The organism is Stenotrophomonas sp. YAU14A_MKIMI4_1 (assembly GCF_003086855.1).
Lineage (GTDB): Bacteria > Pseudomonadota > Gammaproteobacteria > Xanthomonadales > Xanthomonadaceae > Stenotrophomonas.
In genome coordinates this window covers 1,363,147-1,389,188 of the sequence record NZ_CP025998.1, presented here as the reverse complement: position 1 = coordinate 1,389,188, position 26,042 = coordinate 1,363,147, and the positions used below count along the sequence as shown (strand labels likewise).

Sequence of the window (26,042 nt, the reverse complement as noted above, 5' to 3'; positions counted from 1 at the left end):
CGATTACGGTGGCAACCTCCTGCGGAACCCGTTCAGCCTAGAACCGTGGATGTGTGGACGGTGCGAAGCCCACGAAAAAGGGCGGCGGTCGCCCGGGCCATCCGAAGATGAATGCCCGATCGACCACCGCCCCTTCAGGCGTGGTGCTTAGAAGCTGCGCGGACCGCGCGGCTTGAAGCCATCACGGCGCGGCGGGCGACCTTCACGGTCACCGCCGGGGCCACCCGGGCCACCGCGGCGCGGGCCACCCGGACCGCCCGGACCGCGCTTGTCGAAGCGCGGCTTGAACGGACGCGGAGCCGGGTTGATCTCTTCACCGGCCGCCAGCGGACGCATCTGCAGCTGCTGGCCCGACACCCACACCTTCTGCAGGTGGCTGAGCACGTCCTGCGGCATCTGCGCCGGCAGGTCCAGCAGCGAGAAATCGTCGTGGATGTCGATACGGCCGATGTAACGGCTTTCCAGGCCCGCTTCGTTGGCGATGGCGCCGACGATGTTGGCCGGCTTCACGCCGTGCTGGTGGCCCACCGAAATGCGGTAGGTCTCCATGCCCTGGTCCGGTGCACCACGCGGCGGCACTTCACGGCGCGGGCGCTGTTCGAAACCACCCTCGCCCTCTTCGCGGCGCGGGCCACGTTCGAAGCGCGGGCCGCGTTCGTTGCGGTCGAAGCGGTCACCGCGTTCCGGGCGGTCGCCACGGTCGAAACGCTCGCGCGGCGCGCGTTCTTCACGCGGCGCACGCACCGGCGGCTGCAGCAGGAACGGGGTATCGCCCTGCAGCATCTTGGCCAGGGCGGCAGCCACTTCGATGGCCGGCACGTTCTGCTCGGTCTCGAAACGCTCCAGCAGCTGGCGGTAGAAATCCAGACCGCCGGCGCTCAGGGTTTCGCTGATGCGCGAGGTGAACTTGTTGATGCGGGTATCGTTGACAGCTTCCACGCTCGGCAGCTGCATTTCTTCGATCGGCTGGCGGGTGGCGCGCTCGATCTGGCGCAGCATGCCCTTCTCGCGCGGGGTGGCGAACAGGATCGCCTCGCCGCTGCGGCCGGCACGGCCGGTACGGCCGATGCGGTGCACGTAGCTTTCGGTGTCGTACGGGATGTCGTAGTTCAGCACGTGGCTGATGCGCTCCACGTCCAGGCCGCGGGCCGCCACGTCGGTGGCCACCAGGATGTCCAGCTTGCCTTCCTTCAGCATGGCAATGGTGCGCTCACGCTGGGCCTGCTGCATGTCACCGTTGATGGCGGCAGCGGCCAGGCCACGGGCCTGCAGCTTGCTGGCCAGTTCTTCGGTGCCGGCCTTGGTGCGCGCGAAGATGATCATCGCGTCGAACGGCTCGACTTCCAGGATGCGGGTCAGCGCGTCCAGCTTGTGCATGCCGCTTACCCACCAGTAACGCTGGCGGATGTTGGCCGAGGTGGTGGTCTTGGCCGCGATGGTCACTTCCACCGGGTCCTGCAGGTAGGTCTGCGCGATGCGGCGGATCTGCGGCGGCATGGTGGCCGAGAACAGGGCCACCTGGCGCTGCTCCGGCAGCTTCTTCAGCACCGCTTCGACGTCGTCGATGAAGCCCATGCGCAGCATTTCATCGGCTTCGTCCAGCACCAGGGTCTTCAGCTCGGACAGGTCCAGGGTGCTGCGGTCCAGGTGGTCGATCACGCGGCCGGGGGTACCGACCACGATGTGCACGCCGCGGCGCAGGGCCGACAGCTGCTGGCCGTAGGGCTGGCCGCCGTACACCGGCAGCACGCGGAAACCGGGGATCTTCGAGGAATACGACTGGAACGCTTCGGCCACCTGGATGGCCAGCTCGCGGGTCGGCGCCAGGATCAGGGCCTGCGGCTTGGTCTGCTGCAGATCGATGTTGGACAGCACCGGCAGCGCGAAGGCCGCGGTCTTGCCGGTACCGGTCTGGGCCTGGCCCAGCACGTCGCGGCCTTCCAGCATGGCCGGAATGGTGGCGGCCTGGATCGGCGAGGGGGTTTCGTAGCCGATGGCGCTGACCGCCTGCATGACAGGCTCGGACAGGCCGAGCTGCGAGAACTGCAGCGGCGCTTGGGAATCTTGGGACATGGAAAACTCCAAAGGCACGGCCATCTGCATGGCAGTGCGATAAAAAAGGGATGGTCCGCGCTTTGGGCGCCCTTCTTATCGCGTGCCCTGGCGCTGCTCGTTCGGAGGGAGATTCACTCGCTCAGAGCGGAATGATACCGCACCGTGCCTGAACGGCGCGTACAGGAAACCATTCGCATCCATGGCCGCCCGCACTGGCGCACAATACGCGACCCGCGCGGCCGGCCCCGGCCCGCCCCCACCAGGAAACCGCGTTCCATGCAGATTCTCGAATTCGATCTCGACGGCGAGTACGTCGAACTGAAGCAGTTGCTGAAGCTGGCCGACCTGGTCACCAGCGGCGGCGAGGCCAAGATGGTGATCGGCGACGGCCAGGTGCTGGTGGACGGCCAGGTCGAGCTGCGCAAGGCCTGCAAGATCCGCGCAGGCCAGGTGGTGGAATTCAACGACAGCCAGATCCGCGTGCTGGCGGCCGGCTGACCCGACCGGGCAAGGCAGGGTCAGGCCACGCGCTGGGTCAGGTGCGAGGCAATCACCTTGCGGAACGGTGCCACGCCCTGCGCCAGCCGCAACCCGGCCGCGCGCAGCAGGCGGGCCGGCGCACGGTCGTCGGTATACAGGCTGGCGATGGCGTTGGTGGCCTCGTACAGCGGCCGCGAGGCCAGCCGGTGGCCGCGCTCGTAGCGGGCCAGCATGCCGTCGGCGCCGATGTCCGCCCCGCGTCGCTGCTGTTTCAGGATGCCCTGCGCCAGGCGCTGCGCACTGGCCAGGCCCAGGTTGAAACCGTGGGCGGTGACCGGGTGCATGCCCACGGCGGCATCGCCGATCAGCGCACAGCGGCTGCCGACGAAACGGTGCGCGTAGACACCGACCAGCGGATAGGCCTGCGGCGTGGCCACCGGCTGCATCTGCCCCAGGCGGTGCTCGAAGAACCCGGTAATGGCCTGGCCGAAGGCCACCTCGTCCATCGCCAGCAGCTGCTCGATCTGCCGCGGCGGCAGGGTGACCACCGCTGATGCCTGCCCTTCGTTGAGCGGCAGCAGGGCCAGGGTACGGCCGTAGCCGAACCATTCCCAGGCGGTGTGGCGATGGTCGCGCTCGACCTGCATGCGGCACACCAGCATCGATTTACCGAAGTCGCGCATCTGCGCGCCGATGCCCAGCAGGCGGCGGGTGGCGGAAAAACGGCTGTCGGCGGCCACCAGCAGGCGCGCGTGCAGTTGGCTGCCGTCATCCAGGGTGACCACGTGGCCCTGTGCATCGGCACGCAGCGACTGCAGCTTGCGCCCGTCGAGCAGGTGCAGGCCCGCCTGGTCCTGCACGCCCTGCCAGGCCGCCCGCCGGATCAGGTGATTGGGCACCAGCCAGCCCAGCGGCTGGTCGGCCGTGCGTTCACTGGCGAAGGTAAGCGCGAACGGCGAGCCGCCATTGAGCACCTTGGCATCGCGCAGTTCGGCAATTTCGCTGGCCGGCAGCTGTTGCCACAGGCCCAGCTGTTCCAGCGTCTGGCGCGAGGCATGGGTGAGTGCGATCTCGCGACCGTCGAAGGCGGCCGCCGCCAGCGCCTGGCGTGGCTGCGCTTCCACCAGCCCGACCTGCAGGCCGCTGCCGGCCAGCGCGCGCGCAAAGCACAGGCCGGCCGGCCCGGCGCCCACCACCACCACGTCCATTCCACGCATGCCTGTCTCCTGACCCTTGTCCGTTCGCTACCAGCTTAGCGCTGGGCACGTTAAGGACCTTGATCTGGATCAGCGCAGCAGCCGGCGCCTGCCCTCTACCGGGCTTACAGCAGGGCCAGCACCAGCGACAGCACCGCCACGATCGACACCACCCAGACCAGGCTGCGCACATACGGCACACCGCTGGCGTACAGCGGCAGGTACACCACGCGGGCCCAGAAGTAGACCTGCGCGGCCAGCACCGTGTGCTCGCTGCTGCGCCCGGACAGCACCACCGCAATGGCGGCGGCGGCGAAGAACGGGAAGGTTTCGAAGAAATTGGCCTGGGCCCGCGCCAGCCGTGCCGCCAGCGCACCCAGCGGCGCGTTCTGGCCGTCGCGTGCCGAAGCATTCCACTTCAGGCCGCGCTCGCGGGTGGCCGCACCGGTGGCGGCAAAGATATGCACGAAGCCGAGCAGCATTGCCCAGGCCAGCATCGTCAGTTCGGTCGCCATGTTCGATCTCCGTCAGGGAGCGGAAGCGCGCAGGCTGTAGCCGGCCAGGCGCCAGGTCTGGTCCTCGCCGAAACGGAACGACACCAGTTCGCGCACCGGCTGGGCGCTGCTGGCAAAGCGGGTGGGGAAGCTGACGTTGATGTACAGCCCTTCCGGCACGGCCGCGCCGGGGCCGTACTTCACCCGGGTCACGCTGGGCTGGCCACGCCCGGCCAGGGCGCCCAGGCGGGTGCGGTCGGCGGTGAGCTGGCTGACGAAAGCAGCCTTGGGAACGGCGCGGCGCGCCACGACCGAAGCACCGTCCCACAGTTCACCGGCGCGATTGCCATCGACCAGCTGCGCGGCTTTCAGCGCAGCGGCGGTCATTTCTGCGTCCTGCTTCTGCACCTGGGCCTGCTGGGCCGGGGTCAGCGTCGGCGCGGCCGCGGTGGCGGGCTTGGCGGCGGCCGGCGTGGCCGGTGCCGGGCGCGCCGGTGCCGGTGCGGGCGTGGCCGGCGCAGGTGCCTGCGCCAGTGCGGCCAGGGGCAACAGGGACAGCAACAGGAACGCGCGCTTCATGGCCACCGCCGGTTCAATGAATGGAACCGCAGTCTACGCCAGCGCGGTGATCGGCTCGTCAGCGCGTCGTACTGCTGGCTTCCACTGCAGCGGCCTCGGCCTCGGCGGGTGCGCCGCCGCTACCCGCGGCCGGCGGCTGCTCGGCCACCGGCGGCTCGGGCGGCGCCGGCGGCAGGGTGGCCACGTCGATCTCGGACAACGGACTTTCTTCCGGGCACACCGGATCGGGGAAGCCGAAGCGCTCCTTCAGCGCCTGCCCGCAGCTGTTGATCGATTCCATGTCCACGCCCTCGCGCTTGCACTGCTGGTCGAAGGCGACCAGGAAGGCATCCTTGCGCTGCACGAAATCATCGCCGCAGGTGCGCATCTGCTTGATCCGCTCCAGATCGTCCTGCACCGCGTTGGTGCCATCCAGGCCGAACTGGCGCAGCTCCTCGGGAGTGAGCAGGCGCAGGCTGCGGTTGGGCACGGTCATCATCAGATCGGCCACGCCCACGGCAACGCCGTTGCGCTGCAGGTAATCCTTCACGTTGTCATAGACCTCGTGCAGTTCGCGGTTGAGTTCCGCGCGCGAGGTCGCCTTGGAACTGATGCGCATCATGCGGTGGATGCCGACCTTGCCCGACAGCAGGCGGTTGTCGCCCGCGGCAAGCACGAACACACAGGCGCTGTGGCAGATCGACCCTTCGCGCACCCAGATCGTCCAGCCCGATTCACCGATGCTGTCGCCGGCCACGATGGCCGATTCCACTTGGCCGCCACTGGAATCCAGATCGAGGATGCGCTTGTGGATCTTCAGCGCGTCGGCCACCACGGCCAGGCGCCAGACCAGTTCGGCGAAACCGGGATTGATCTTGCCGGCGTAACGCACGCGCAGCAGCCCACGCTCGGCGCACGGCGCCAGCGCCTGCTGGATCTGATCGCGCCCCAGCCCTTTCAGCGCCACGCCATCGCCACCCTCACCGGCGTAATCAGTGCTGCAGCTGATCCAGGCGTTGCCGTTTTCCAGTTGCGCCGCCGCCCACGGCCGGTCCGCCCGACTGCGCGGCGGTGCCGGCGGCAGCGGTGCATCGGCGGCATTGATCGACACCATGTTCTCGCCATCGCTGGCCGGCGCCCGCGCCGCCTTGTCGGCCGCGGTCACGTTGCCGGGATTTTCCAGTTGCTTGCAGCCGGCAAGGGCCAGGCACAACAGGGGCAACCAGCGGAATCGGAAAGACATCGGGCAACCGGTATTCGAGGGAAGCGAGAGCCACAGTCTACCCGCCAACGCCGCGCATTCAGCGTGCGCCACTGAACCCATGGTGACCCTGGGAACCGCATCCACGCATGGCGTGGATCTACCGACCGGGTAATGGGAACCGCATCCACGCGTGGCGTGGATCTACTGGCGCAACCGTGATCGGGTAGATCCACGCCATGCGTGGATGAATCTGTCCGACACGGAAATCCATCCGGGGTCAGAGCCCGTTGCTGCGCAACGGGATCCGACCCCGTGCCGTCCCTACAGATCGCAGCAATCTGTCAAAGGCGGGGTGGGTCCGGTTGCGGGGGTGTCCGCGGCATGGAAGCCGCGGCCAAGCCTCCATGGACGGATTTACGGCGTCCCCCGCAACCGGACCCACCCCGCCATCCCACGGATAGCCCGCTCTTGACGTTGACGTCGACGTTGGTTCAGCGGGTGCAGGGCGCAGCCCTGCCGTACCCCCTTCAGCATCCATGTCCGAAAATGGCGAGTATCGTCCCCCACCGCAGCCTAGACTGGTGCCATGGACAGCTCCCCCGCCCTCGACACCGCCGCCTGCGACCGCGCCCGCCTGGCCCGCGATGCGCGCTTCGACGGCGTGTTCTTTACCGCCGTGCGCAGCACCGGTATCTATTGCCGCCCAGTGTGTCCGGCGCCGCCGCCGAAGCCGCGCAACATCAGCTACTACCGCACGGCCGCCGCGGCTGCCGCTGCTGGCTACCGGCCCTGCCTGCGCTGCCGCCCCGAACTCGCGCCGCAGGCGCAGCAGGCCCTGGCCGGGCAGACCGTGCAGCGCGCCCTGGCCCTGATCCACAATGGTTTCCTGCAGGAACAGTCCATGGCCGAACTGGGCCACCGCCTGGGCCTGAGCGCACGCCAGCTGCAACGCCTGTTCGTCGAACACCTGGGCGCCACGCCCGCGCAGATCCACGCCACCCATCGCCTGCTGCTGGCCAAGCAACTGCTGACCGAAACCGCGCTGCCGGTGACCGACGTCGCCCTGGCCGCCGGCTACAACAGCCTGCGCCGCTTCAATACCGCTTTCCTGCAGGGCTGCGGCATGCCGCCCACCGCGCTGCGCCGCCAGCATGCCCCGCTGGTCGCAGCCGACGATGGTCTGGTACTGCGCCTGGGCTACCGGCCGCCGCTGGATTTCCCGCGCATGCTGGCCTTCCTGCGCAAGCGCAGCCTGCCCGGCATCGAACTGATCGACGATGACAGCTACCAGCGCGTGCTGGGCACGCCCGAACGCCCCACCCTGCTGCGGGTAACCGCCGATCCCAAGCGCCCCGAACTGCGCCTGCAGATGGGCGCGGTCGATCCCCGCCTGATCCCGGACATCGTGCGCCGGGTGCGCCGGGTGTTCGATCTGGACGCCGACCTGCAGCAGGTGCATGCCGCACTGGCCGAAGAACCGCTGTTCGCCCGCGGCATCGCCGAACGCCCCGGACTGCGCGTACCCGGCGGCTGGGATGGCTTCGAGGTGGCCGTGCGCGCGGTACTGGGCCAGCAGGTCAGCGTGGCCGCAGCGACCACCTTCGCGCGCCGGCTGGTCGATGCCTGGGGCGCCCACCTGCCGGGCATGCCGCCGGCATTCGACCGCCAGTTCCCGCTGCCACAGGTGCTGGCCGACGCGCCGCTGGAATCAATCGGCCTGCCACGCACGCGCGCAGCCACGGTGCGTGCGCTGGCCGCGGCCTGCGCCAGCGGTGCGTTGGATTTCGGGCCAGGCCAGGCCTTGGACGAATTCGTTGCACGCTGCGTTGCCCTGCCCGGCATCGGGCCATGGACGGCGCAGTACATCGCCCTGCGTGGGCTGGGCCAACCCGATGCGTTCCCCGCCGGCGACCTGGTGCTGCAGCAGGTGCTCGGCCATGCGCAGGGCCAGCGCCTGAGCGAACGCGCCACCGAGGCCCGCTCGCAGGCGTGGCGACCGTGGCGCGCCTATGCCGTGCTGCACCTGTGGCACCTGTCCGGCACCTTTGTTGGAGAACCGACATGACCCTGTTGTTCGATCGTTTCGACAGCCCGATCGGCGAGCTGACCATCGCCGGCAACGAACATGGCCTGTCCCATGTGCTGTTCCCGGAAAACCGGCACCCGGCACGCGGGCGCGGCGACTGGCAGTACGCGCCGGGTGCGTTGCCGCAGGCACGCGAACAGTTGCTGCAGTACCTGCACGGCGAACGCAGCCGCTTCGATCTGCTGCTGGAGCCGCGTGGCACGCCGTTCCAGCTGCGTGTGTGGCAGGCGCTGGCGGTCATTCCGTTCGGCCAGACCTGGAGCTACCTGCAGCTGGCCCAGCACCTGGGGCAGCCCACGGCCACCCGTGCGGTGGGCGCGGCCAACGGGCGCAATCCATTGCCGATCGTGCTGCCCTGCCACCGCGTAATCGGCAGCAATGGCACGCTGACCGGCTTCGGCGGCGGCCTGGAAACCAAGGCAGCCCTGCTGCGGCTGGAGCAGCGGCAGGCACCGTTGTTTGTGTAAGGGTTGGTTGGCTGTTGGTAGGTGTCGACCTTGGTCGACACGCTGTGGCCGCATCAAGCGTCCTCCGCTGGGGTCAGAGCCGTTTCCCCGTGGGAAACGGATCCGACCCCGCTGGCCGGTAGATCCACGCCGTGCGTGGATGACGTTCATGCCGCGGACACGGCGTGCGACAGCACGCCGTGTCTTGGGCACGTCATTGCCGCCGCTTATCATGTCGCGATGACTTCCGTACGCCTGACCTGTTCGCTGGCGCTGCTGCTGCCCCTGGCCGCCTGCACGACCACGCCCTCTTCGTCCGCGCCGGTTGCGCGCGCCGACGCGCCGCCACCGAAGCTGTTGCTGATTTCCATCGACGGCCTGCGCGCCGATGCGCTGGATCGTGGGCTTACGCCGAACCTGCAGCGCATCATCGATGGCGGCGTGCGCGCCCGCTGGATGACCCCCTCGTACCCGTCGCTGACCTTCCCCAACCACTACACCCTGGTCACCGGCCTGCGCCCGGACCACCACGGCATCGTCAACAACAGCATGGAAGACCCCGCGCTGGGGCGCTTCAGCCTGGGCGACCGCGAGGCGGTGACCAACAGCTACTGGTGGGGCGGCGAACCGATCTGGGTCGGCGCGGAAAAAGTGGGCGTGCGCACCGCCACCACTTCCTGGCCCGGCAGCGAGGCCGAGATCGACGGCACCCGGCCCAGCCGCTGGCAGGTGTACGACAGCAAAGAGCCGCTGCAGCAGCGCGCGCAGACCGTGCTGGACTGGCTGGCACAGACCGATGCCGATGCGCCGCGGCTGACCACGCTGTACATGGAAAACGTGGACAAGGCCGGGCACAACCATGGTCCGGATTCACAGCAGTATGCCGATGCGATCGTGCTGGCCGACCAGGTGATCGGCCAGGTGCTTGATGGCCTTGATGCACAGGGGCTGGCCGCATCGACCAACGTGGTGGTGGTCTCTGACCACGGCATGGCGTCGGTGCCGGAAGGCCAGGTGATCGCCACCGAAGCGATGGTCGATCCGTCGCTGGCGCGCAACGTCAGCCAGGGCCAGTCGGTGGGCTTCGAGCCGGTGGCCGGCCGCGAGACGCAGGCCGAGCAGGCCCTGCTGGGCCGCCACGCGCATTACGAATGCTGGAAGAAGGAGGCGCTGCCGCCGCGCTGGCATTACGGCAGCCACCCGCGCGTTCCGGCCATCGTCTGCCAGATGGATGAAGGCTGGGATGCGCTGCGCGCCGAGCGTATCGCCAAGCGCGACCACCAGGACCGCGGCTCGCATGGCTACGACAATGCCCTGCCCTCCATGCGCGCGGTGTTCGTGGCGCGCGGCCCGTCGTTCCAGCAGGGCCTGCTGATCGACGGGTTCGACAACGTGGATGTGTACCCGCTGCTGGCGCATCTGCTGCAGGTGCCGGCGGCGCCGAACGACGGCGATGCCGAGACGTTGAAGAAAGCGCTGCGCTGACGGCGCAGCATCCGCCGGGCATGGCCCGGCGCTACCGTTCCCACCCTGGGTAGCGCCGGGCCATGCCCGGCGAGCGCAGCGGCAGCAACACCGGGCACAAAAAAAACGCGGCGCCAGGCGCCGCGTTTTCTTCAAGCAACCGCCGGCCGGATCAGGCCTTGGCAGCTGCCTTCTTCGCCACAGCCTTCTTGGCCGGAGCCTTGGCCACGGTCTTCTTGGCAACCGGGGCGGCGGCGCCTACAGCGACCTTGCTCGCGGTGTGCGAACGGGCGTTGCCGTAGCTGGCGTTGTAGCGCTTGCCCTTGGCGGTCTTGCGGTCACCCTTACCCATGTCTTCAACTCCTCAAGTGTGAAATCTGGTTACCCCGTACTGACACGGGTTCGGCGGGGCCGCCTTGCTGGGCGCCCCCGCGCACGATCAGAAAGCCTATCACGACGCGCCTAGTGCGCGCAGCTGGCGTCGTGGACGTGGCCGTGGTTCAGGCGCAGGTTCACCAGGTGCGCCACGCCAACCAGCAGGCCGCCGACGGTCATCACCACTGCATGCGGCACCGCATTGTGGTGCAGCGGGTCGTACAGCACGCCCGCCCACAGCGCCACCAGGCCGGGAATCAGGAAGCCCAGCGCGCGCAGCGCGCCATGCCGGCGGTAGCCCATGACCAGGCTGAACAGCCCCAGCAGCGTCACGAACACCACCAGCGCCATCTCCACCCCGTCGCTCAGCCAGAACGACAGGCCCAGCGAAGGCGCGATCGCAAGCAGCACCGGAATGACCGCGCAGTGCACGGCGCACAGCATCGAACCGGTGGCACCGAAGCGATCGAGCAGGCGGCGGAACGAGGAGGACAGGGACATGACTTCCAGCAGGGTCGGCGAATCGTTATGGAATAATATAACATTCACTCCTGCCCCGCACGGTTTCCTCCCCCTGTCCTTCGACGGGATACGTGCGCCACCCGATTGATACAAAGTAACAAAGGACTTGCCGATGTCTGCCCATTTCCCGCGGTTGAAGCCGCATTCCCTGGCCCTGGCCCTCGCCGCCCTGCTGCCGTCGGCTGCGTTCGCCGCCGGCGACGATGCTGGCCAACGTGACCGCCACCTGACCGAGCTGTCATCGGTGCAGGTCACTGCCTCGCCGCTGCAGGGTGATGCCGAGTCGCTGGCGCGCCCGGTGGACGTGCTGACCGGCGAACGCCTGGACGAACAGAAGGCCGGCACCCTGGGCGACACCGTGGCCAAGCTGCCCGGCGTGCAGAGCACCTTCTTCGGGCCCGGCGTCGGCCGCCCGATCATCCGCGGCCAGGAAGGCCCGCGCGTGGCCGTGCTGTCCAACGGCATGGGCAACATGGATGCCTCCACCGTCAGCGCCGACCATGCCACCAGCATCGAACCGTTCCTGGCCGACCAGATCGAAGTGCTGAAGGGCCCGGCCACCCTGCTGTTCGGCAGCGGCGCGATCGGCGGCGCAGTGAACGTGGTCGATGGCCGCATCGCGCGTGACCTGCCGGACCGCCCGCTGAGCGGCCGCGCCGAACTGCGTGGCAACTCGGTCAACGACGAACGCAGCGGCATGTTCCGCCTGGACGGCGTGAGCGGCAACGTGGTGCTGCATGTCGACGGCCTGGTGCGCAACGGCGATGACTACCGCATTCCCGGCTATGCGGTGATCGACAGCCTGGAAGAGCACCACGACGACCATGACCATGACCACGCCGGCGAAGAAGGCGAAGAGCCGCGCCGCGGCCGTCTGGACAACAGCTCCATCCGTACCCGCGCCGGCGGCGTGGGCGCGACCTGGCTGGGCGAAGGCGGCTACTTCGGCGTGTCGGCCAGCACCTACCGCACCAACTACGGCATTCCCAACGGCGCCCACGTGCATGCCGAGGGCGATGACCACGACCATGATCACGACCACGACCATGGCGAAGAGGAAGAAGGTGACGAGCATGACGTGCGCATCGACATGGTGCAGAACCGCTTTGAAACCAAGGCGGGCATCTACAACCCGGTGTCGTTCCTGAAGAACGTCAACGCGCGCGTGGCCTACACCGATTACGAACACGTGGAGCTGGAAGCCGGCACGCCGTCCACCCGTTTCACCAACCGTGGCATTGAGACCCGCCTGGAAGCGGTGCAGCAGCAGATCGGTGGCTGGGACGGCGCCTTCGGCCTGCAGTTCGGCAACAGTGATTTCGGCGCCCGTGGCGAAGAGGCCTTCGTGCCGGACACCAACACGAAGAACGTCGGCCTGTTCGTGCTGCAGGAAAAGCAGTTCGGCCCGTTCAAGCTGGAAGTGGGTGGCCGCCACGACCAGGTGAAGCTGGACCCGACCGGTGACTACCGCCGCCGCTCGTTCGATGCCACCAACCTGTCCGCGGCCGGCATCTGGAAGCTCAACGATGCGGTGGACCTGCGCATCGGCGTGGACAGTTCCGAGCGTGCACCGACCAATGAAGAGCTGTATGCGGCCGGCGCGCACATCGCCACCCGTTCGCTGGAAATCGGCGATGCCAACCTGAAGACCGAGCGCGGCCAGCGCGTGGAGCTGGGCATCCACACCCACAGCGAGCGCCTGGACTTCTCTGCCGCCATCTACCAGACCAGGTTCAAGGACTTCATCTACCTGGCCGACACCGGCGTGACCGAAAGCCTGCCGGTGCGTGCCTGGACCCAGCAGGACGCGGTGTTCAAGGGCGCCGAAGCCGAAGCACTGGTGCATCTGTTCGAGGGCGGCGCCGGCGATTGGGACCTGCGCGTGTTCGGTGATTACGTGCAGGCCAAGCTGGACGGCAGCGGCAGCCGCAACCTGGCGCTGGCGGTGCCGCACGGCGACCACAACCACAACTACAGCGTGGAACTGGCCAACACCGGTTACCTGCCGCGCATCGCCCCGGCACGCGTAGGCGCGGACCTGCGCTGGGCCAAGGATGGGTGGCGTGCGTCGGTGGGCGCGGTGCGCTACAGCCGGCAGAAGGACGTGGCGCAGAACGAGGAACCGAGCGACGGCTACACCCTGGTCGATGCGCACTTCGCCTACCGCTGGGACCGCAACGACAGCAACAGCTACGAGGTGTTCCTGGACGGCAACAACCTGACCAACCGCGAAGTGCGCCCGCACACCTCGCTGCTGCGGGATTACTCGCCGCTGCCGGGCCGTGGTGTCGCGTTCGGTATTCGCGCGTACTTCTGACCGGCCATCCACGCATGGCGTGGATCTACTGGGGTCGGATCCCTTTCCGCAGGAAAGGGCTCTGACCCCGCTCCAACACAGCAAGCATCCAAGGGGCCTTCGGGCCCCTTTTCGATGGCGCGCACTCCTTCACGCCATCCTCACAAAGATGTGCGTAGAGCAACAAACGGACAATCCCGTCACTGAACGTCTCGCCAACCGGACACTATTGTCCGAAAATGAAGCCATGACCGCACAACGCGCTGATGCTGCCGCCCGCCGGGCCCTGATCCTCGATGCCGCCGACCATGTGTTCGGCCAACACGGCGTAACCGCGCCGCTGGACCTGGTGGTCGAGCGCGCCCAGGTGGGCCGCGCCACCCTGTACCGCAACTTCCCCGACCGCACCGCCCTGATCCAGGCCCTGCTGCAGCGCACGGTGGACCGCATCCGCCGCCAGGTGGAACAGCTGGGCGACCGCGACGACGCCCTGTTCGAAGTGTTCGAAGGCATGGCCCAGCGCATCATCGATTCTCCGGCGCTGGCCGACTACTGGCGCGCGGTGGATTCGGACGTGGCGGCCATGCGCATCGCGCGCGAGACCGTGCGCGATCTGCTGGAAGCACCGATCGCGCGCGCCAAGGCCGCCGGCCTGTGCCGCCCGGATCTGGAGAAGACGGATATTTCACTGATCTCGGGCATGCTGGGCGCAGCCCTGCGCGGCAAGACCCGCGAAGAGCGCGCGCAGTTGGCCGGGCGCGCCCTGCAGCTGCTGCGCGGGGGCCTTCAGGGAGCAGCCAGCGGAGACCGCTGATGGTGCAGCCGTATCTCAAACCGATTCCGGATTGGGAGGAGCACGAAAAGCCGACCATGCCCGGCTCGGCCTCGATGCCCTGGCACCCGCCGCAGCGGCGGGCGGCCTACGCGCTGGTGTCGCTGCTGGTGGCGATCACCGGTGGCCTGGGCAATGCGCTGGTGACCGCCAACCTGCCGTTCCTGCAGGGCCAGCTGGCGCTCACCCCCACCCAGGGCAGTTGGCTGGTGGCCGCCTACGCCATGGTGAACGTGACCGCCAACCTGCTGGCCTTCAAGTTCCGCCAGCAGTACGGCATCCGCCTGTTCGCCGAAATCGGCCTGGGCCTGTATGCGGCGCTGGCGGTGCTGCATCTGTTCGTGGGCAGCTTTGAGACCACCCTGCTCACCCGCGCCGCCAGTGGTTTCGCCGGCGCCGCCTGTTCCACCCTGGGCACGCTCTACATGCTGCAGGCCCTGCCCCGCCGCTTCACCGGCAACCTGCTGGTGGTCGGCGTGGGTCTGTCACAGCTGGCGGTGCCGATCGCCTGGATCGTTTCGCCCACCCTGGTCGATACCGGCCAGTGGCACCAGCTGTACTCGTTCGAAGCCGGCCTGGCGCTGTGCGCATTCGCAGCGGTGGTGCTGCTGAAGCTGCCGCCGGGCGTGCAGATCAAGGCCTTCGAACCGCTGGATTTCCTCACCTTCGCCCTGCTGGCGCCGGCCGTGGCGCTGCTGGTGGTGGTGCTGGCGCAGGGTTACACGCGCTGGTGGCTGGACACCGCGTGGCTGGGCTGGGCGCTGGTGGCGTCGATCGCGCTGACCACCACCGCACTGGTGATTGAGCACTATCGGCGCAACCCGCTGCTGCAGATCCGTTGGCTGTCCACCCTGCCGGTGCTGCACTTCATCGTCGGCGCGTTCCTGATCCGCTTCCTCACCACCGAACAGTCCTACGGTGTGGTGAGCCTGATGCGCACGCTGGGCATGGGCCCTGACCAGATGCGGCCGCTGTTCGGCGTGATCCTGGCCGGGGTGATCACCGGCATCGCCGGAGCCTCGCTGACCTTCGGGCCGAAGCGGCTGATTCCGCAGCTGCTGATGGCCATCCTGCTGCTGGGCACGGCCGCGGTGCTGGACCAGCACCGCACCAGCCTGGACCGCCCGCACGATTTCTACGTCAGCCAGTTCCTGGCCTCGGTGGGCGCGGGCATGTTCATGGGCCCGCTGATCATGCTCGGCATTTCCGCTGCGCTGAAGCAGGGTGTGGACCACATGATCACCTTCCTGGTCACCCTGTCGATCACCCAGACCCTGGGCGGCCTGGCCGGTTCGGCTGTGCTGGGCACTTTCCAGCTGCACCGCGAACAACTGTATTCCAGCGCGCTGACCAGTCAGCTCGATCCCGCCGATCCGGTGGTGGCGCAGCGCCTGCGCATCCAGCAGCAGGTGTATGCGGCGCAGATCACCGACCCGGTGCTGCGCAGCGCCCAGGGCAGCGCACAGCTGGCGCAGACCACGCGCCGCGAAGCCAATGTGCGCGGCTTCAACGATGTGTTCACCCTCAGTGGCTGGCTGGCCATCGGCTTCCTGGCCTGGCTGCTGCTGTTGTCGCTGCGCACCGCCGTGCTGAAGCAATGGCGCAAGCGCCACCCCGTTGCCACCGCTGCGGCTGCCGCAGCGCCGCCCTGAGTACCCTGCCATGTCTCCCGTTCCGCCCCGCCCCGACGACGCTGACAGCGCCGACAACGTGACCCCGCCGCCACCTACCGATGCCGCGTCGGCACCGGAAGCACCGGCGGCACCTGCCGCGCCCGCCGCGCCGAAGTACCTGCGGCCCAGCGCGCGCAGCGTGGTGGTGATGATCGTGGTGGCGCTGCTGGGCATCGCGCTGATCCTGCGTGCGTGGCACCTGTGGCCGTTCACCAGCAGCGTGATGGTGACCGACGACGCCTATGTGCGTGGGCAGATCACCGTGCTGGCGCCGCAGGTGAACGGCTATGTGACCGAGGTGCTGGTGAAGGACTTCCAGCACGTGAAACAGGGCGAGCCGCTGCTGCGCATCGATGATCGCATCTACGCGCAGAAGGTGGCGCAGGCCGAGGCGACGCTGGCCAGTGCGCGTGCCGCACTGGCCAATTCGGACCAGTCGCAGGCGCAGAACCGTGCGCAGATCGGCTCGGCGCGTGCCACCCTGGCCGCCGGGCAATCGGAACTGCAGCGCTCGCGCAATGAGCTGAAGCGCTACGAGGAGCTGGCCGCGCAGCAGCTGGTGTCGATCAACGACCGCGACAAATTCCGCACCACCCAGGCCTCGGCGCAGGCCAGCGTGCAGCAGTCGCAGGCACAGATCCGCATTGCCGAGGAAACCCTGGTATCCACCCAGGTGGCGCGCAAGGGTCTGGAAGCGCAGGTCGAGAGTGCGCAGGCGCAACTGGAACTGGCGCGCATCGACCTGGCCAACACAGTCATCCATGCCCCGCGCGATGGCCAGATCAGCGAGGCCAGCGTGCGCGTGGGCCAGTACGTGGCGGCCGGTTCGCAGCTGCTGTTCCTGGTGCCCGACACGCTGTGGGTGGTGGCCAACTACAAGGAAGGCCAGACCTGGCAGATGCGCATCGGCCAGCCGGTCACGTTCACCGTGGATGCCTTCCAGGGCCAGGTGCTGCACGGCCATGTGGAACAGATCGCGCCGGCCACCGGTTCGGAATTCAGCGTGCTGCGCCCGGACAACGCCAGCGGCAACTTCACCAAGGTGGTGCAGCGGTTGCCGATTCGCATTTCGATCGACCCCGACCAGGAACTGGCCGCGCGGCTGCGCCCGGGCATGTCGGTGATCGCGCGGGTGAATACCGCCGCCGAGCCTGATCCAGCACCGGCACCGGCACCGGCACGGTAGAGTCGACTGTCAGTCGACTGCTTTTGCTCCGGGATTGTCGCGCCAGTCGACTGACAGTCGACTCTACCTGATCGACTCCACCCTGCTCGCCTGCCTTACCCCTGGAACAATCGAAAGCAATGAAATTCAACGCACTGGCCCGGAAGGCAGCCAAGGGACCGGCGCCGCTGCAACATGGTGGCAGCGTGGAGGTGGAGGATCTGATCCGCTTCGTGCTCGAGCACGGTGCCGAGGGCGCGACCGAGATCGAGCGCCTGTGCGCGCTGCACGGCTGGCGCGAGGACGTGCAGTACAACCCCGACGGCACGCACTTCGCACCGATGGCGCCGTGGGCGCGGGCCTGTGCGGCGTTCGGCCATCGTGGCGTGGCGGGGCTGCAGCCACTGCTGGACAGCCCGCGCCTGGCCACCTATGCGATCGGGGTGCTGCAGGATGTGCGCAGCGAGGCGTCCGTGGCGGCGCTGCTGGCTTTCTGCGAACAGGCCGATTTCAGCCATGACGATCCACTGTCGGCGCCGTCGCGCGCGCTGGCCGCGCTGAATTTGCTGCTGTCCTTCGACAAGGCTGTTGTGATGCCAATCGCCACTCAACTGGCGCTGCTGCACCTGGTCCAGCGTGTATGGGAACAGGCGCCGACCACGCAGGGCCGCAGCCTGGCGCTGTGTGCCGTGCGCGGTGCGGCCGCGCATGAGGCGCTGCAGTGGGTGCAAACGCTGGTAGTGGAGGATGCGGAATTGATTGCTGCGCGCAAGGTGGCGCTCAAGCGGTTGCGGCAGCGTTTGTGAGAAGGGGTCAGAGCCCTTTGCCTGTGGCAAAGGGATCCGACCCCAAACCTCATGCGGGGTCAGAGCCCTTTTGCCTTGGCAAAAGGGCTCTGACCCCAGGATGCAGGCCTGTCAGCCCGCGCAGCGCGCGCAGAGGCCGTGCACTTCCAGGGTCTGCGCCTGCGGCTGGAAGCCCAGCTCCTTGGCGCGCTTTTCCAGCTGGGTGACGATTTCGCGGTCTTCCAGTTCCACCGCGCTGTGGCAGCTGTTGCAGATCAGGAAGGGCACCGAGTGCGCCGCGCTGCTGGGATGGTGGCAGGCCACGAAGGCGTTCACCGATTCCAGCTTGTGCACGAAGCCATTGGCCATCAGGAAATCCAGCGCTCGGTACACGGTGGGCGGGGCGTCGGCGCCCACGCCCTTGCCGCTGCGCACCCATTCCAGCAGCTCGTAGGCCTTCACCGGCTTGCCGGCCTCGGCAATCAGCTTCAGCACGTTGGCGCGGATCGGGGTCAGGCGCAGCCCGCGCTCGCGCGAGACACGCTCGACCACCGCCACGAAATCCGATGCGTCGTGGACGTGGTGGTGCGGGGCGGTACAGGCAGAAGCAGGTTTGGCGGGCATGCGCGTTCTCCGGTTCGGGGCTGGGCCGCAGGGCTCAGGCCGTTGCTACCTTGGTAATGGCCACATCGATGCGTTTCAAGGCCTGCTCGCGGCCGGCCAGGTACACGGTATGGGAAATGTCAGGGCTGACCTGGGTGCCGGTGATGGCCACGCGCAGCGGCTGGGCGACCTTGCCCATGCCGATTTCCAGCGCGGCGGCGGCATCGTGCAGGGCCACGCCCACGGCCTCGGCGGTCCATTCCGGCAGCGCGGCCAGCAGCTCGCGGGCCTTGCCCAGCGGCAGTTCGGCGCCGGCCTTGAAGTGCTTGGCCACGGCCGCCTCGTCGTACTCGGTCAGCGGCTGGTACCAGACCACGGCCTTCTCGGCCATTTCCTTCAGGGTCTGCACGCGCTCGCGCAGGGCAATCACCACGTCCACCGGGGCCGGGCCGGCGGCCACGTCCAGGCCCAGCTTTTCCAGCTGGTAGACCAGGTGCGGCACGATGCTGGCCGGTTCTTCGGTCTTCAGGAAGTGCTGGTTGACCCAGCCCAGCTTGGCCATGTCCAGGCGCGAGGCCTTGGAATTGCAGTTGGCCACGTCAAACAGGTCGATCAGCTCCTGGCGGCTGAACAGTTCCTGGTCGCCATGCGACCAGCCCAGGCGGGCCAGGTAGCTCAGCAGGGCGTCGGGCAGGTAGCCGGCGTCCTTGTACTGCATCACGTCGGCCGCACCGGTGCGCTTGGACAGCTTGGCGCCCTGCTCGTCCAGGATCATCGGCATGTGGCCGAACTTCGGCACCGGCGCGCCGATGCCTTCGTACAGATTGATCTGGCGCGGGGTGTTGTTGATGTGGTCGTCGCCGCGGATGACCTCGCTGATGCCCATGTCCCAGTCGTCCACCACCACCGCGAAGTTGTAGGTGGGGTAGCCGTCCGGGCGGAAGATGACCATGTCATCCAGCTCGCTGTTGGCGATCTCGATGCGGCCCTTGATCAGGTCGTCGAACACCACCGTGCCGTCGAGCGGGTTCTTGAAGCGGATGACGCGGTTCGGGTCGTCCTTGCGCGGCAGGCCCAGGTCACGCGCGGCGCCGTTGTAGCGCGGCTTTTCCTGCTTGGCCATGGCGGCCTCGCGCATCGCGTCCAGCTCTTCGCGGGTTTCGTAGGCGTAGTACGCCTTGCCGTCGGCCACCAGCTGTTCGGCCACTTCCAGGTAACGGGCCACGCGGTCGGTCTGGTAGATCGGGCCGACGTCGTAGTCCAGGCCCAGCCAGTCCATCGCCTCCAGGATCGCGTCGATCGCGCCCTGGGTGCTGCGTTCACGGTCGGTGTCTTCGATGCGCAGCACGAACTCGCCGCCGCGGTGGCGGGCCTCCAGCCAGCAGTACAGCGCGGTGCGGGCACCGCCGATGTGCAGGTAACCGGTGGGGCTGGGGGCGAAGCGGGTGCGGCAGATCATGGGGCGCTCGGGGAACGGGAATCCGCCGATTTTACCACCAGCCCCGCAAGGGCAAGGAGAGGCGGACGCGTCCGGCCCCTCCTGCCCGCCTTCTCAGGGCTGCGGTTCAGCCTTGCGCGGGAACGAGGCCTCGCGCATCGCCGCGTTGTAGGCGAACGAGGCCACGATGGCCGCCGCCTGCTTCAGATCGTCCGGTTCGGCGTGGTCCCAGGTGTCCAGGTGGCTGTGGTGGACGTTGGTGAAGTAGTCCAGCCGGTCCTGGATGAACTGGAAGCCCGGCAGGCCGATGCGGTCGAAGCTGATGTGGTCGGTGCTGCCGGTGTTGCGGGTGGCCACGGTGGTGGCGCCCACATCGTGGAACGGCGCCAGCCAGGCCTCGAAGATCGGCATGGCCGCCAGGTTTTCCTGGGCGTAGATGCCACGGAAGCGGCCCGAACCGTTGTCCATGTTGAAGTAGACCTGGAACTTGCTGTAATCGCGGGTCTTCTGCAGCGCGCCGGTGGGCTCGCGCAGCGAGGCCGGCAATGCCTTCTGGGCTGCGTCGGTGGGTTCGGGGAAGCGGCCGAAGTGCTTGGCCACATAGGCCTGCGAACCGATCAGGCCCTGTTCCTCGCCGCTCCACAGCGCCACCCGGATGGTGCGCTTGGGCTTGGCGCCGGTGGCCTTGAGGATGCGCATGGCCTCCATCATCACCGCCACGCCGGCGGCGTTGTCGGCCGCGCCGGTGCCGCTGTGCCACGAATCCAGATGCGCACCGATCATCACCACTTCATCGGGCTTGCTGCTGCCACGGATCTCGGCCAGCGTGTTGTAGCCGGGCTGGTCGGCTTCGTCGGTGAAGCGAGCGGCCACATCCACGCGCAGGCGTACGCTCTGCTTGGCCGCCAGCGCGCGTACCAGCGGATTGAAGTGCTCGGCGATCATCGCCAGCTCGGGAATGCCGACCGATTCGCCGGCCTTGCGCGAACCGCCGCCGGCCACGCGGATGATGCCGTTGTCCCAGCTGCTGATGCTGATCGCGGCCAGCGCGCCCTCTTCCACGAAGAACGCATTGACCTTGGCCGCCAGTTCCTGGCGTTCCTTGTATTCCTTCACCCGCTTGGCCCGCTCGGCGGCGGCATCCTTGGGCAGGGTGAATTCCTGCAGGCCTTCCAGCGAGGTGGCGTCGTGGCGGTGCGAATCGGCCTCGGTGCCGCGCTTGTACTCACGCGCTTCGCCCAGCAGCAGGATCTTGCCGCGCAGCTTGCCGCGGTACTTCTCGATGTCCTCCGGCTTCTTGATCTCCACCTGCAGCAGTTCGCCTTCCACCGGCCCGTTCGTGCCCGGCGTCCACGCCTTGGGCAGGGCATGCAGCGGCTGCACGCGGTCGCCCAGCATTTCCACGCTGGCCGAGGTGAACTCCCAGCCGCGGCCGAAGTCGTCGAAGGCTTCGTCGTGCACGTTGTCCAGCTTCCATTCGCTGAACTTGCCGCGGGTCCAGGCGTTGGCGCGGCCCATCGCCGGCGAATTGGTCAGGCGCGGGCCGATGCGTTCGGTGAGATAGCCGAAGGTATCCATTACCTGCGAGCGGTGGAACGCCTCCTGGCGGATACGGCTGACCATGTCCAGGTCGACCGTTTCGCGCTGCTGCGCCCCTGCATTGCCGCCCATCACCAGGGCTGCGGCCAGCACACCCCACTTCAGCCCACTCCACTTCACCACGCCGTACCCCTGCCCTTCGGCTCGATCATCAAGCCTTCGAGTCTAGCCAGCGGCGGCGGGCGCCCCCCGTCCCATCGGTCATGGGCCCGCCACTTCCGGCACGGGAACATCGATCTGGGTTTCGCTGAAATCGCTGAACTCCAGCAGCAGTGTCCCCTCGACGAACACCAGTTCGTGGCGGAAGCTGCCGGCGCCGACCGCCACCAGTTCCTCCAGCAGCAGATCGCCGAATCCCTCCGAGGGCCCGCCGTGCTTGTCCACCCGCAGCCGCGACACCTGCCCGTAGCGCAGTTCGATGCGCCCGCCCCAGGCGCCCTGCAGCACCAGCAGGACCTCATGCGGGCGACCGTTCTCGTCTTCCCCCTCGCTGAGCGCCAGCTGTTCAAGACGCGCGTCATGCAGGCAGCGGGGATCGCTGAAGTCGTAGCGCCACGGTGCCGCCACGAACGCTTTCACCGGCGCCGGAAGCCCCGCTTCGATCGACGCTACGTAGGCATCCCAGCCAGTCGTATCGATGTCATAGCCGTCGCGGGTCTCGCTCAGTCTTACGATGTCCATGGCATTGCTTCTCCTGATGACAGCGCATTGTGCCTGCCGCTAGCCGCGCCAGCCCAGCCACAGCTGCGCCCGTTCCGGCAGCAGCAGCAACCAGTGCTGCTGGTCGATGCTGCTGCAGCCGTACACCGCGGCGTGCGCCGGCCAGTCCGCCGGCAGACCGTCAATGCCGATGGCCTGCAGCGCGGCCGCGCCGGCCTGCCAGGGCCGGTAGCGCGGCACCCGGCCGGCCAGCGCACCGCGCCCCTGGCGGGCGTTGTTCAACCACGCCAATCCCTGCTGCCGCAGCCCTTCGCAGCTCACCGCGGCCAGCTGGAAGCGGACCAGGCCGGGGGCGATCCGTGCCCCCGGCAGGGCCGCCAGCACACCATGTGCCTGCAGCAGTGCATCCACTTCCAGCAGCGCAGGAATGCCCTGCTGTGCCCGTTGCCGCAATCCCTGGCGCCAGCCCATGGTGTGCTCCTTACTTCAGCTCGCTGCCCAGCGCGTACCAGTCCACGCGGCGGGTCACCCACATCGCCACGGCCAGGATCGCAAACAGCAGCAGCGAACCCATGAGCAGCGCGTTGTTTTCCGAAACCAGCAGCCCGTACAGCGCGCCGTACAGCAGCGTCAGCATCGCCGCAAAGCCCAGCCCGCGTTTCCAGTGCCCCAGCACATTGGCCAGGTACACCGCCTGCAGCCCGATGCAGGCCACGGCCGAGACCAGGTAGGCCTGCCAGAACGCGATGTGCTCGGACAGGCTGATCAGCAGCAGGAAGAAGATCGCCAGCGCCAGGCCCACCATCAGGTACTGCAGCGGATGGATGCGCAGCGCCTTGATCAGCTCGAACAGAATGAAACCGACGAAGGTGAGCACGATGAACAGCACGCCGTACTTGGACGCGCGATCGGCCTGGGTGTAGCTGTCCACCGGGTCCACCAGCGAAACCGCCACCGCCTGTGCGTCCAGATCGCCGCCCTTGCGCAACTGGTGCTGCGCATCGGAGGCCAGCGACGATACCGCCCAGCGTGCATCGAAGCCCTGCCCATCGACGCGGCGCTCGTTGGGCAGGAAGGCACCGGTGAACGAGGGGTGCGGCCAGCTCGAGCGCAGCGCGATCTGGTTGTCATCGCCCAGCGGCACCACCGACAGCGCACGGCTGCCGTCCAGGCGCAGTTCCAGTTCCACGCTGCTGGCAGCCAGGGTGCCGCCACTGGCATCGGCGAAGCCGGCCACCGGCGCATGCAGGCCACGACCCAGCGCGTCGGCCGCGCCTACACCCGGCAGCAGCCGCACCTGCTGGCCATCCACTCGCAGGTTCGGCGTGCCCACCAGGCCGCGGGCGTCGGACACGCCCAGTGCCACGTACGGCTGGCCGTAGCTGCGGCCGGCCTTCACCGGGTAATCGTCGGCGGCGAAGCTGGCCTTGACCTGGCCGTTCCAGCTGTACACCGGCACCTTGAACAGCCCCACCGAGCGCTGGCTGGGCAGTAGTTCGCCGTTCACTTCCAGCGTGGTCGGCACCTGCAGCCACTGCCCTTCGGTGGTCTGCATTTCGGTCTTCTTCACGCCCTGCGCGTCCACCACTTCCACCTGCTGGCGCTCCACCCACGGCACCACCCGCACCGGGCCGATCAGCCGCTGGGTGCCGGCGCGGCTTTCGGCCACGCGCGAATACGCTTCATCGCGGTATGCGCTGCGCTCGTTGATGACGCCGCGGATCATCATCAGGGGAATCAGCAGCAGCAGGATCAGGCCGCCAACAATGGCGAACCGCAGCAGCATCTTCAGGGATTTCATGGTCCATCCTCGTTGGAGAGGACTGCAGGATGGACGCCGCCGGTGAGCGGGGTTTGTGGCGAATTTGAAGTGAGCGTGAAGTCAGCGCCGGGCGCGCGTGGCGGGGCTGCCGGCGGGCAACCACAGTTCGGCCAGGGTGCCGCCACCGTCGCGTGCCGCCAGGGCAGCGCGGCCGTCGTGCAGGCGGGCCACTTCCTGCACGAAGGGCAGGCCCAACCCGGAACTGCGGCGACCACTGCCGGGCCGGGCCAGCGAATAGAAGCGTTCGAACACCCGTTCGCGCGCGTAATCGGGAATACCGGCGCCACGGTCGGCCACCTGCAGGCGCACGCCCTGCCCTTCGTTCTGTGCCGACAGTTCCACCACCGAACCGGGCGGCGAGAACGCCACCGCGTTGTCGATCAGGTTGTGCAGGGCCTGACGCACCAGGTAGCCGTCGCCGTGTACGCGCAGGCCTGCCGCAGCGTGGGCCACGACCTGTACCCCTGACGCCTGCGCGGCCACCTGTGCGGCGCCGGCGGCTTCCTCAAGCAGGGCAGACACCTCGATCGGCGCACGGGTCTGCAGCCAGCCGTGCTGTTCCACTTCGGCCAGCGCCAGCAGCTTGTCGATGGTTTCGGTCAACCGCTGCTGCTGGTCGACGATGCTGCGCGCGAAATGCGCGCGATCCGCATCGGGCATCGGTTCCTGCAGCAGCTCGGCCGCGCCACGGATCGCCGCCAGCGGGCTCTTCATTTCATGAGTGAGCGACTGCACGTACTGTTCAACATAGGCCTTGCCTTCCAGCTTGCGGCGCATGGTTTCCAGCGCCTGGCCCAGTTCGCCGATCTCGTCGCGGCGCCGCCGTGGCGGCGGCACCGGCTCGCCATTGGTCACCGCGCGTGCGTAGCGGCTGAGCTGGCCCAGGCCACGGGTCAGCCACACGGTCACCAGGATGCCCACCAGCGCCGACAGGCCGATCAGCCATGCCCCGCGCTCGATGATGGCGCGCTGGCTGGCGGCGATGAACGGGTCGATGCTGCGGTTGGGCTGGGCCAGGCTGAGCACGCCGATCAGGGTCTGGCCATCGGCCGGGTCGTACACCGGCGCGGCCACGTGCATCACGGTGTTGCCTTCTTCGCCCGGAATCTCCGGGCTGGACCGCGCGCCGTACTCGCCGCGCAGAGTGCGGTAGACATCGTTCCAGCGCGAATTGTCGCGCCCCACGTCGCGCCCCAGCGAATCGTAGATCACGATGCCTCGGGCATCGGTGATGGTGACCCGGTAATCCAGCGCGCGCTTGGGAAAGCGCCAGACCATGGCCTTCAGGTCGCGCTGCCGGGCCTTGGCCAGATTGCGGGTGAAGCTGCCGCTGCCGATGGTGCCGGCCTTGACGTCGGCGGCAGCCATCTCGGCCAGCACGTTGGCCGCATCCACCAGGGTCGATTCCATCGCCTGGCGCACGCCGGGCTTCACTTCGTTCACGAACACGCGCATCACGAAGAACGCGGCGATGCCCACGATCAGGAAGAAGCCCAGGAACAGTTTCAGCATCAGCCGCATGGCTACACCTGCAGTGCGTAACCCACGCCACGGTGGGTGCGGATCGGGTCATCGCTGGCACCGGCCGCGCGCAGCTTGGCGCGCAGGGTCTTCACGTGGGTGTCGACGGTGCGGTCGGCGCTGTCGGCGCTGCTGTCCCAGCCACGGTCCATCAGCTGGGCGCGGCTGAGGATGGCCCCGGGGCGCTGCAGCAAAGCGTCCAGCAGGGCGTACTCGTAGCGGGTCAGCTCCAGCGGCTGGCCCTGGAAACGGATGCGCCGGCCCTCGCGATCGATCGCGAAGGCACCGGTTTCGCGCCAGCCGCCGTCCTCGGCCGGGCCCGGGGTGGCGATGACAGGCGCCGGCACCCGGCGCAGGCGCGCCCGTACCCGCGCCACCAGCTCGCGCGGCGAGAACGGCTTGGTCATGTAATCGTCCGCGCCCAGCTCCAGGCCCAGTACCCGGTCCAGCTCGTCGTTGCGGGCGGTCAGGAAGATCACCGGCAGCTGCGCCACCGCGCCGGGCAGCGCACGCAGGCGCCGGCAGACCTCGAAGCCGCCCAGGTCGGGCAGGCCCACATCCAGCACCAGCAGGTCGATGCCCCCGTCCTGCAGGCGCTGCAGCGCTTCCCCGCCCAACAGGCAGTGGCTGGCCGCATAGCCTTCGCTGCGCAGGGCGTAGAGCACGGTTTCGGCGATGGCGGCTTCGTCTTCGACCACCAGCACATGGGCAACGGGCGCTGTCATGGCGCGCAGCATAGCCGCTGCGGCCGCCGCCCCGTACACTGCC

The 26,042-nt window shown here is 68.2% G+C and carries 24 protein-coding genes; 9 read left to right on the top strand and 15 right to left on the bottom strand.

Going from position 1 to position 26,042, the window contains the following annotated elements; all coding sequences use genetic code 11:
- Positions 1-147 precede the first annotated feature (147 nt).
- Entirely contained in the window at positions 148-2,073 is a 1,926-nt protein-coding gene (locus C1931_RS06375; RefSeq protein WP_108757675.1) for a DEAD/DEAH box helicase, read from the bottom strand.
- A 258-nt stretch (positions 2,074-2,331) separates the two neighbouring features.
- Between C1931_RS06375 and C1931_RS06370 the strand changes: the two genes are divergently transcribed.
- Positions 2,332-2,553 carry an RNA-binding S4 domain-containing protein gene (locus C1931_RS06370; RefSeq protein ID WP_108752563.1) on the top strand — a complete coding sequence of 74 codons (222 nt, stop codon included), beginning with the start codon at positions 2,332-2,334 and terminating at the stop codon, positions 2,551-2,553.
- 20 nt (positions 2,554-2,573) lie between these two features.
- On the opposite strand, the gene ubiM is transcribed toward C1931_RS06370, so the two are convergent.
- The 4 genes from ubiM to C1931_RS06350 all read right to left on the bottom strand — a co-directional run bounded on the left by ubiM (position 2,574) and on the right by C1931_RS06350 (position 6,026).
- Positions 2,574-3,752 carry a 5-demethoxyubiquinol-8 5-hydroxylase UbiM gene (gene ubiM, locus C1931_RS06365; protein ID WP_108755754.1) on the bottom strand — a complete coding sequence of 393 codons (1,179 nt, stop codon included), beginning with the start codon at positions 3,750-3,752 and terminating at the stop codon, positions 2,574-2,576.
- 104 nt (positions 3,753-3,856) lie between these two features.
- Complete coding sequence (locus tag C1931_RS06360) at positions 3,857-4,246, bottom strand: MAPEG family protein (protein ID WP_108749028.1); 390 nt, start codon at positions 4,244-4,246, stop codon at positions 3,857-3,859.
- A 12-nt stretch (positions 4,247-4,258) separates the two neighbouring features.
- Positions 4,259-4,804, bottom strand: coding sequence for a DUF4019 domain-containing protein (locus C1931_RS06355; protein ID WP_108755753.1), 546 nt, complete (start codon positions 4,802-4,804; stop codon positions 4,259-4,261).
- A 58-nt stretch (positions 4,805-4,862) separates the two neighbouring features.
- Entirely contained in the window at positions 4,863-6,026 is a 1,164-nt protein-coding gene (locus C1931_RS06350) for a hypothetical protein (RefSeq protein ID WP_108755752.1), read from the bottom strand.
- A 547-nt stretch (positions 6,027-6,573) separates the two neighbouring features.
- Between C1931_RS06350 and C1931_RS06345 the strand changes: the two genes are divergently transcribed.
- From C1931_RS06345 to C1931_RS06335, 3 genes are all read left to right on the top strand, one after another.
- The gene (locus C1931_RS06345; RefSeq protein ID WP_108755751.1) at positions 6,574-8,052 is read left to right on the top strand and encodes an AlkA N-terminal domain-containing protein; all 1,479 of its coding nucleotides are present in this window, start codon (positions 6,574-6,576) and stop codon (positions 8,050-8,052) included.
- The gene (locus C1931_RS06340; RefSeq protein WP_108755750.1) at positions 8,049-8,540 is read left to right on the top strand and encodes a methylated-DNA--[protein]-cysteine S-methyltransferase; all 492 of its coding nucleotides are present in this window, start codon (positions 8,049-8,051) and stop codon (positions 8,538-8,540) included. The genes C1931_RS06345 and C1931_RS06340 overlap by 4 nt, the downstream gene beginning before the upstream one ends.
- Before the next feature lie 219 nt (positions 8,541-8,759).
- Positions 8,760-10,004, top strand: coding sequence for an ectonucleotide pyrophosphatase/phosphodiesterase (locus tag C1931_RS06335; RefSeq protein ID WP_108755749.1), 1,245 nt, complete (start codon positions 8,760-8,762; stop codon positions 10,002-10,004).
- Positions 10,005-10,155: 151 nt separating this feature from the next.
- Here C1931_RS06335 and C1931_RS06330 read toward each other — a convergent pair whose 3' ends face one another.
- Both C1931_RS06330 and C1931_RS06325 read right to left on the bottom strand, forming a co-directional pair.
- Positions 10,156-10,335 carry a 30S ribosomal protein THX gene (locus tag C1931_RS06330; RefSeq protein WP_108749022.1) on the bottom strand — a complete coding sequence of 60 codons (180 nt, stop codon included), beginning with the start codon at positions 10,333-10,335 and terminating at the stop codon, positions 10,156-10,158.
- 110 nt (positions 10,336-10,445) lie between these two features.
- The gene (locus C1931_RS06325; RefSeq protein ID WP_108749021.1) at positions 10,446-10,859 is read right to left on the bottom strand and encodes a MerC domain-containing protein; all 414 of its coding nucleotides are present in this window, start codon (positions 10,857-10,859) and stop codon (positions 10,446-10,448) included.
- Positions 10,860-10,992: 133 nt separating this feature from the next.
- Between C1931_RS06325 and C1931_RS06320 the strand changes: the two genes are divergently transcribed.
- The 5 genes from C1931_RS06320 (at position 10,993) to C1931_RS06300 (ending at position 17,652) form a co-directional block, all read left to right on the top strand.
- Complete coding sequence (locus tag C1931_RS06320) at positions 10,993-13,197, top strand: TonB-dependent receptor (protein ID WP_108755748.1); 2,205 nt, start codon at positions 10,993-10,995, stop codon at positions 13,195-13,197.
- A 226-nt stretch (positions 13,198-13,423) separates the two neighbouring features.
- Positions 13,424-13,990, top strand: coding sequence for a TetR/AcrR family transcriptional regulator (locus C1931_RS06315; RefSeq protein ID WP_108752554.1), 567 nt, complete (start codon positions 13,424-13,426; stop codon positions 13,988-13,990).
- Positions 13,990-15,660 carry an MFS transporter gene (locus tag C1931_RS06310; RefSeq protein ID WP_108755747.1) on the top strand — a complete coding sequence of 557 codons (1,671 nt, stop codon included), beginning with the start codon at positions 13,990-13,992 and terminating at the stop codon, positions 15,658-15,660. Before C1931_RS06315 ends, C1931_RS06310 begins: the two co-directional genes overlap by 1 nt.
- A 10-nt stretch (positions 15,661-15,670) precedes the next feature.
- Entirely contained in the window at positions 15,671-16,867 is a 1,197-nt protein-coding gene (locus tag C1931_RS06305; protein WP_108757674.1) for an HlyD family secretion protein, read from the top strand.
- A gap of 119 nt (positions 16,868-16,986) precedes the next feature.
- Positions 16,987-17,652 (top strand): hypothetical protein, encoded by a 666-nt coding sequence (locus C1931_RS06300; RefSeq protein WP_108755746.1) that lies wholly within the window; start codon positions 16,987-16,989, stop codon positions 17,650-17,652.
- A gap of 111 nt (positions 17,653-17,763) precedes the next feature.
- On the opposite strand, the gene C1931_RS06295 is transcribed toward C1931_RS06300, so the two are convergent.
- From C1931_RS06295 to creB, 8 genes are all read right to left on the bottom strand, one after another.
- Complete coding sequence (locus C1931_RS06295; protein ID WP_108749015.1) at positions 17,764-18,255, bottom strand: Fur family transcriptional regulator; 492 nt, start codon at positions 18,253-18,255, stop codon at positions 17,764-17,766.
- 34 nt (positions 18,256-18,289) lie between these two features.
- Complete coding sequence (gene gltX, locus C1931_RS06290) at positions 18,290-19,693, bottom strand: glutamate--tRNA ligase (protein WP_108755745.1); 1,404 nt, start codon at positions 19,691-19,693, stop codon at positions 18,290-18,292.
- A 93-nt stretch (positions 19,694-19,786) separates the two neighbouring features.
- Complete coding sequence (locus C1931_RS06285) at positions 19,787-21,343, bottom strand: M20/M25/M40 family metallo-hydrolase (RefSeq protein WP_108757673.1); 1,557 nt, start codon at positions 21,341-21,343, stop codon at positions 19,787-19,789.
- 129 nt (positions 21,344-21,472) lie between these two features.
- On the bottom strand, positions 21,473-21,952 hold the full coding sequence (locus C1931_RS06280) for a hypothetical protein (RefSeq protein ID WP_108755744.1): 480 nt from the start codon (positions 21,950-21,952) through the stop codon (positions 21,473-21,475).
- A 39-nt stretch (positions 21,953-21,991) separates the two neighbouring features.
- Positions 21,992-22,402, bottom strand: coding sequence for a hypothetical protein (locus C1931_RS06275; protein ID WP_108755743.1), 411 nt, complete (start codon positions 22,400-22,402; stop codon positions 21,992-21,994).
- A 10-nt stretch (positions 22,403-22,412) separates the two neighbouring features.
- The gene (gene creD / locus C1931_RS06270; protein WP_108755742.1) at positions 22,413-23,732 is read right to left on the bottom strand and encodes a cell envelope integrity protein CreD; all 1,320 of its coding nucleotides are present in this window, start codon (positions 23,730-23,732) and stop codon (positions 22,413-22,415) included.
- 81 nt (positions 23,733-23,813) lie between these two features.
- A complete protein-coding gene (gene creC, locus C1931_RS06265) occupies positions 23,814-25,274 on the bottom strand; it encodes a two-component system sensor histidine kinase CreC (RefSeq protein ID WP_108755741.1) in 1,461 nt (486 codons plus the stop codon).
- A 2-nt stretch (positions 25,275-25,276) separates the two neighbouring features.
- Positions 25,277-26,011: a two-component system response regulator CreB gene (gene creB / locus C1931_RS06260; protein WP_108752544.1), complete on the bottom strand. Its 735-nt coding sequence runs from the start codon at positions 26,009-26,011 to the stop codon at positions 25,277-25,279.
- Positions 26,012-26,042: the final 31 nt, after the last annotated feature.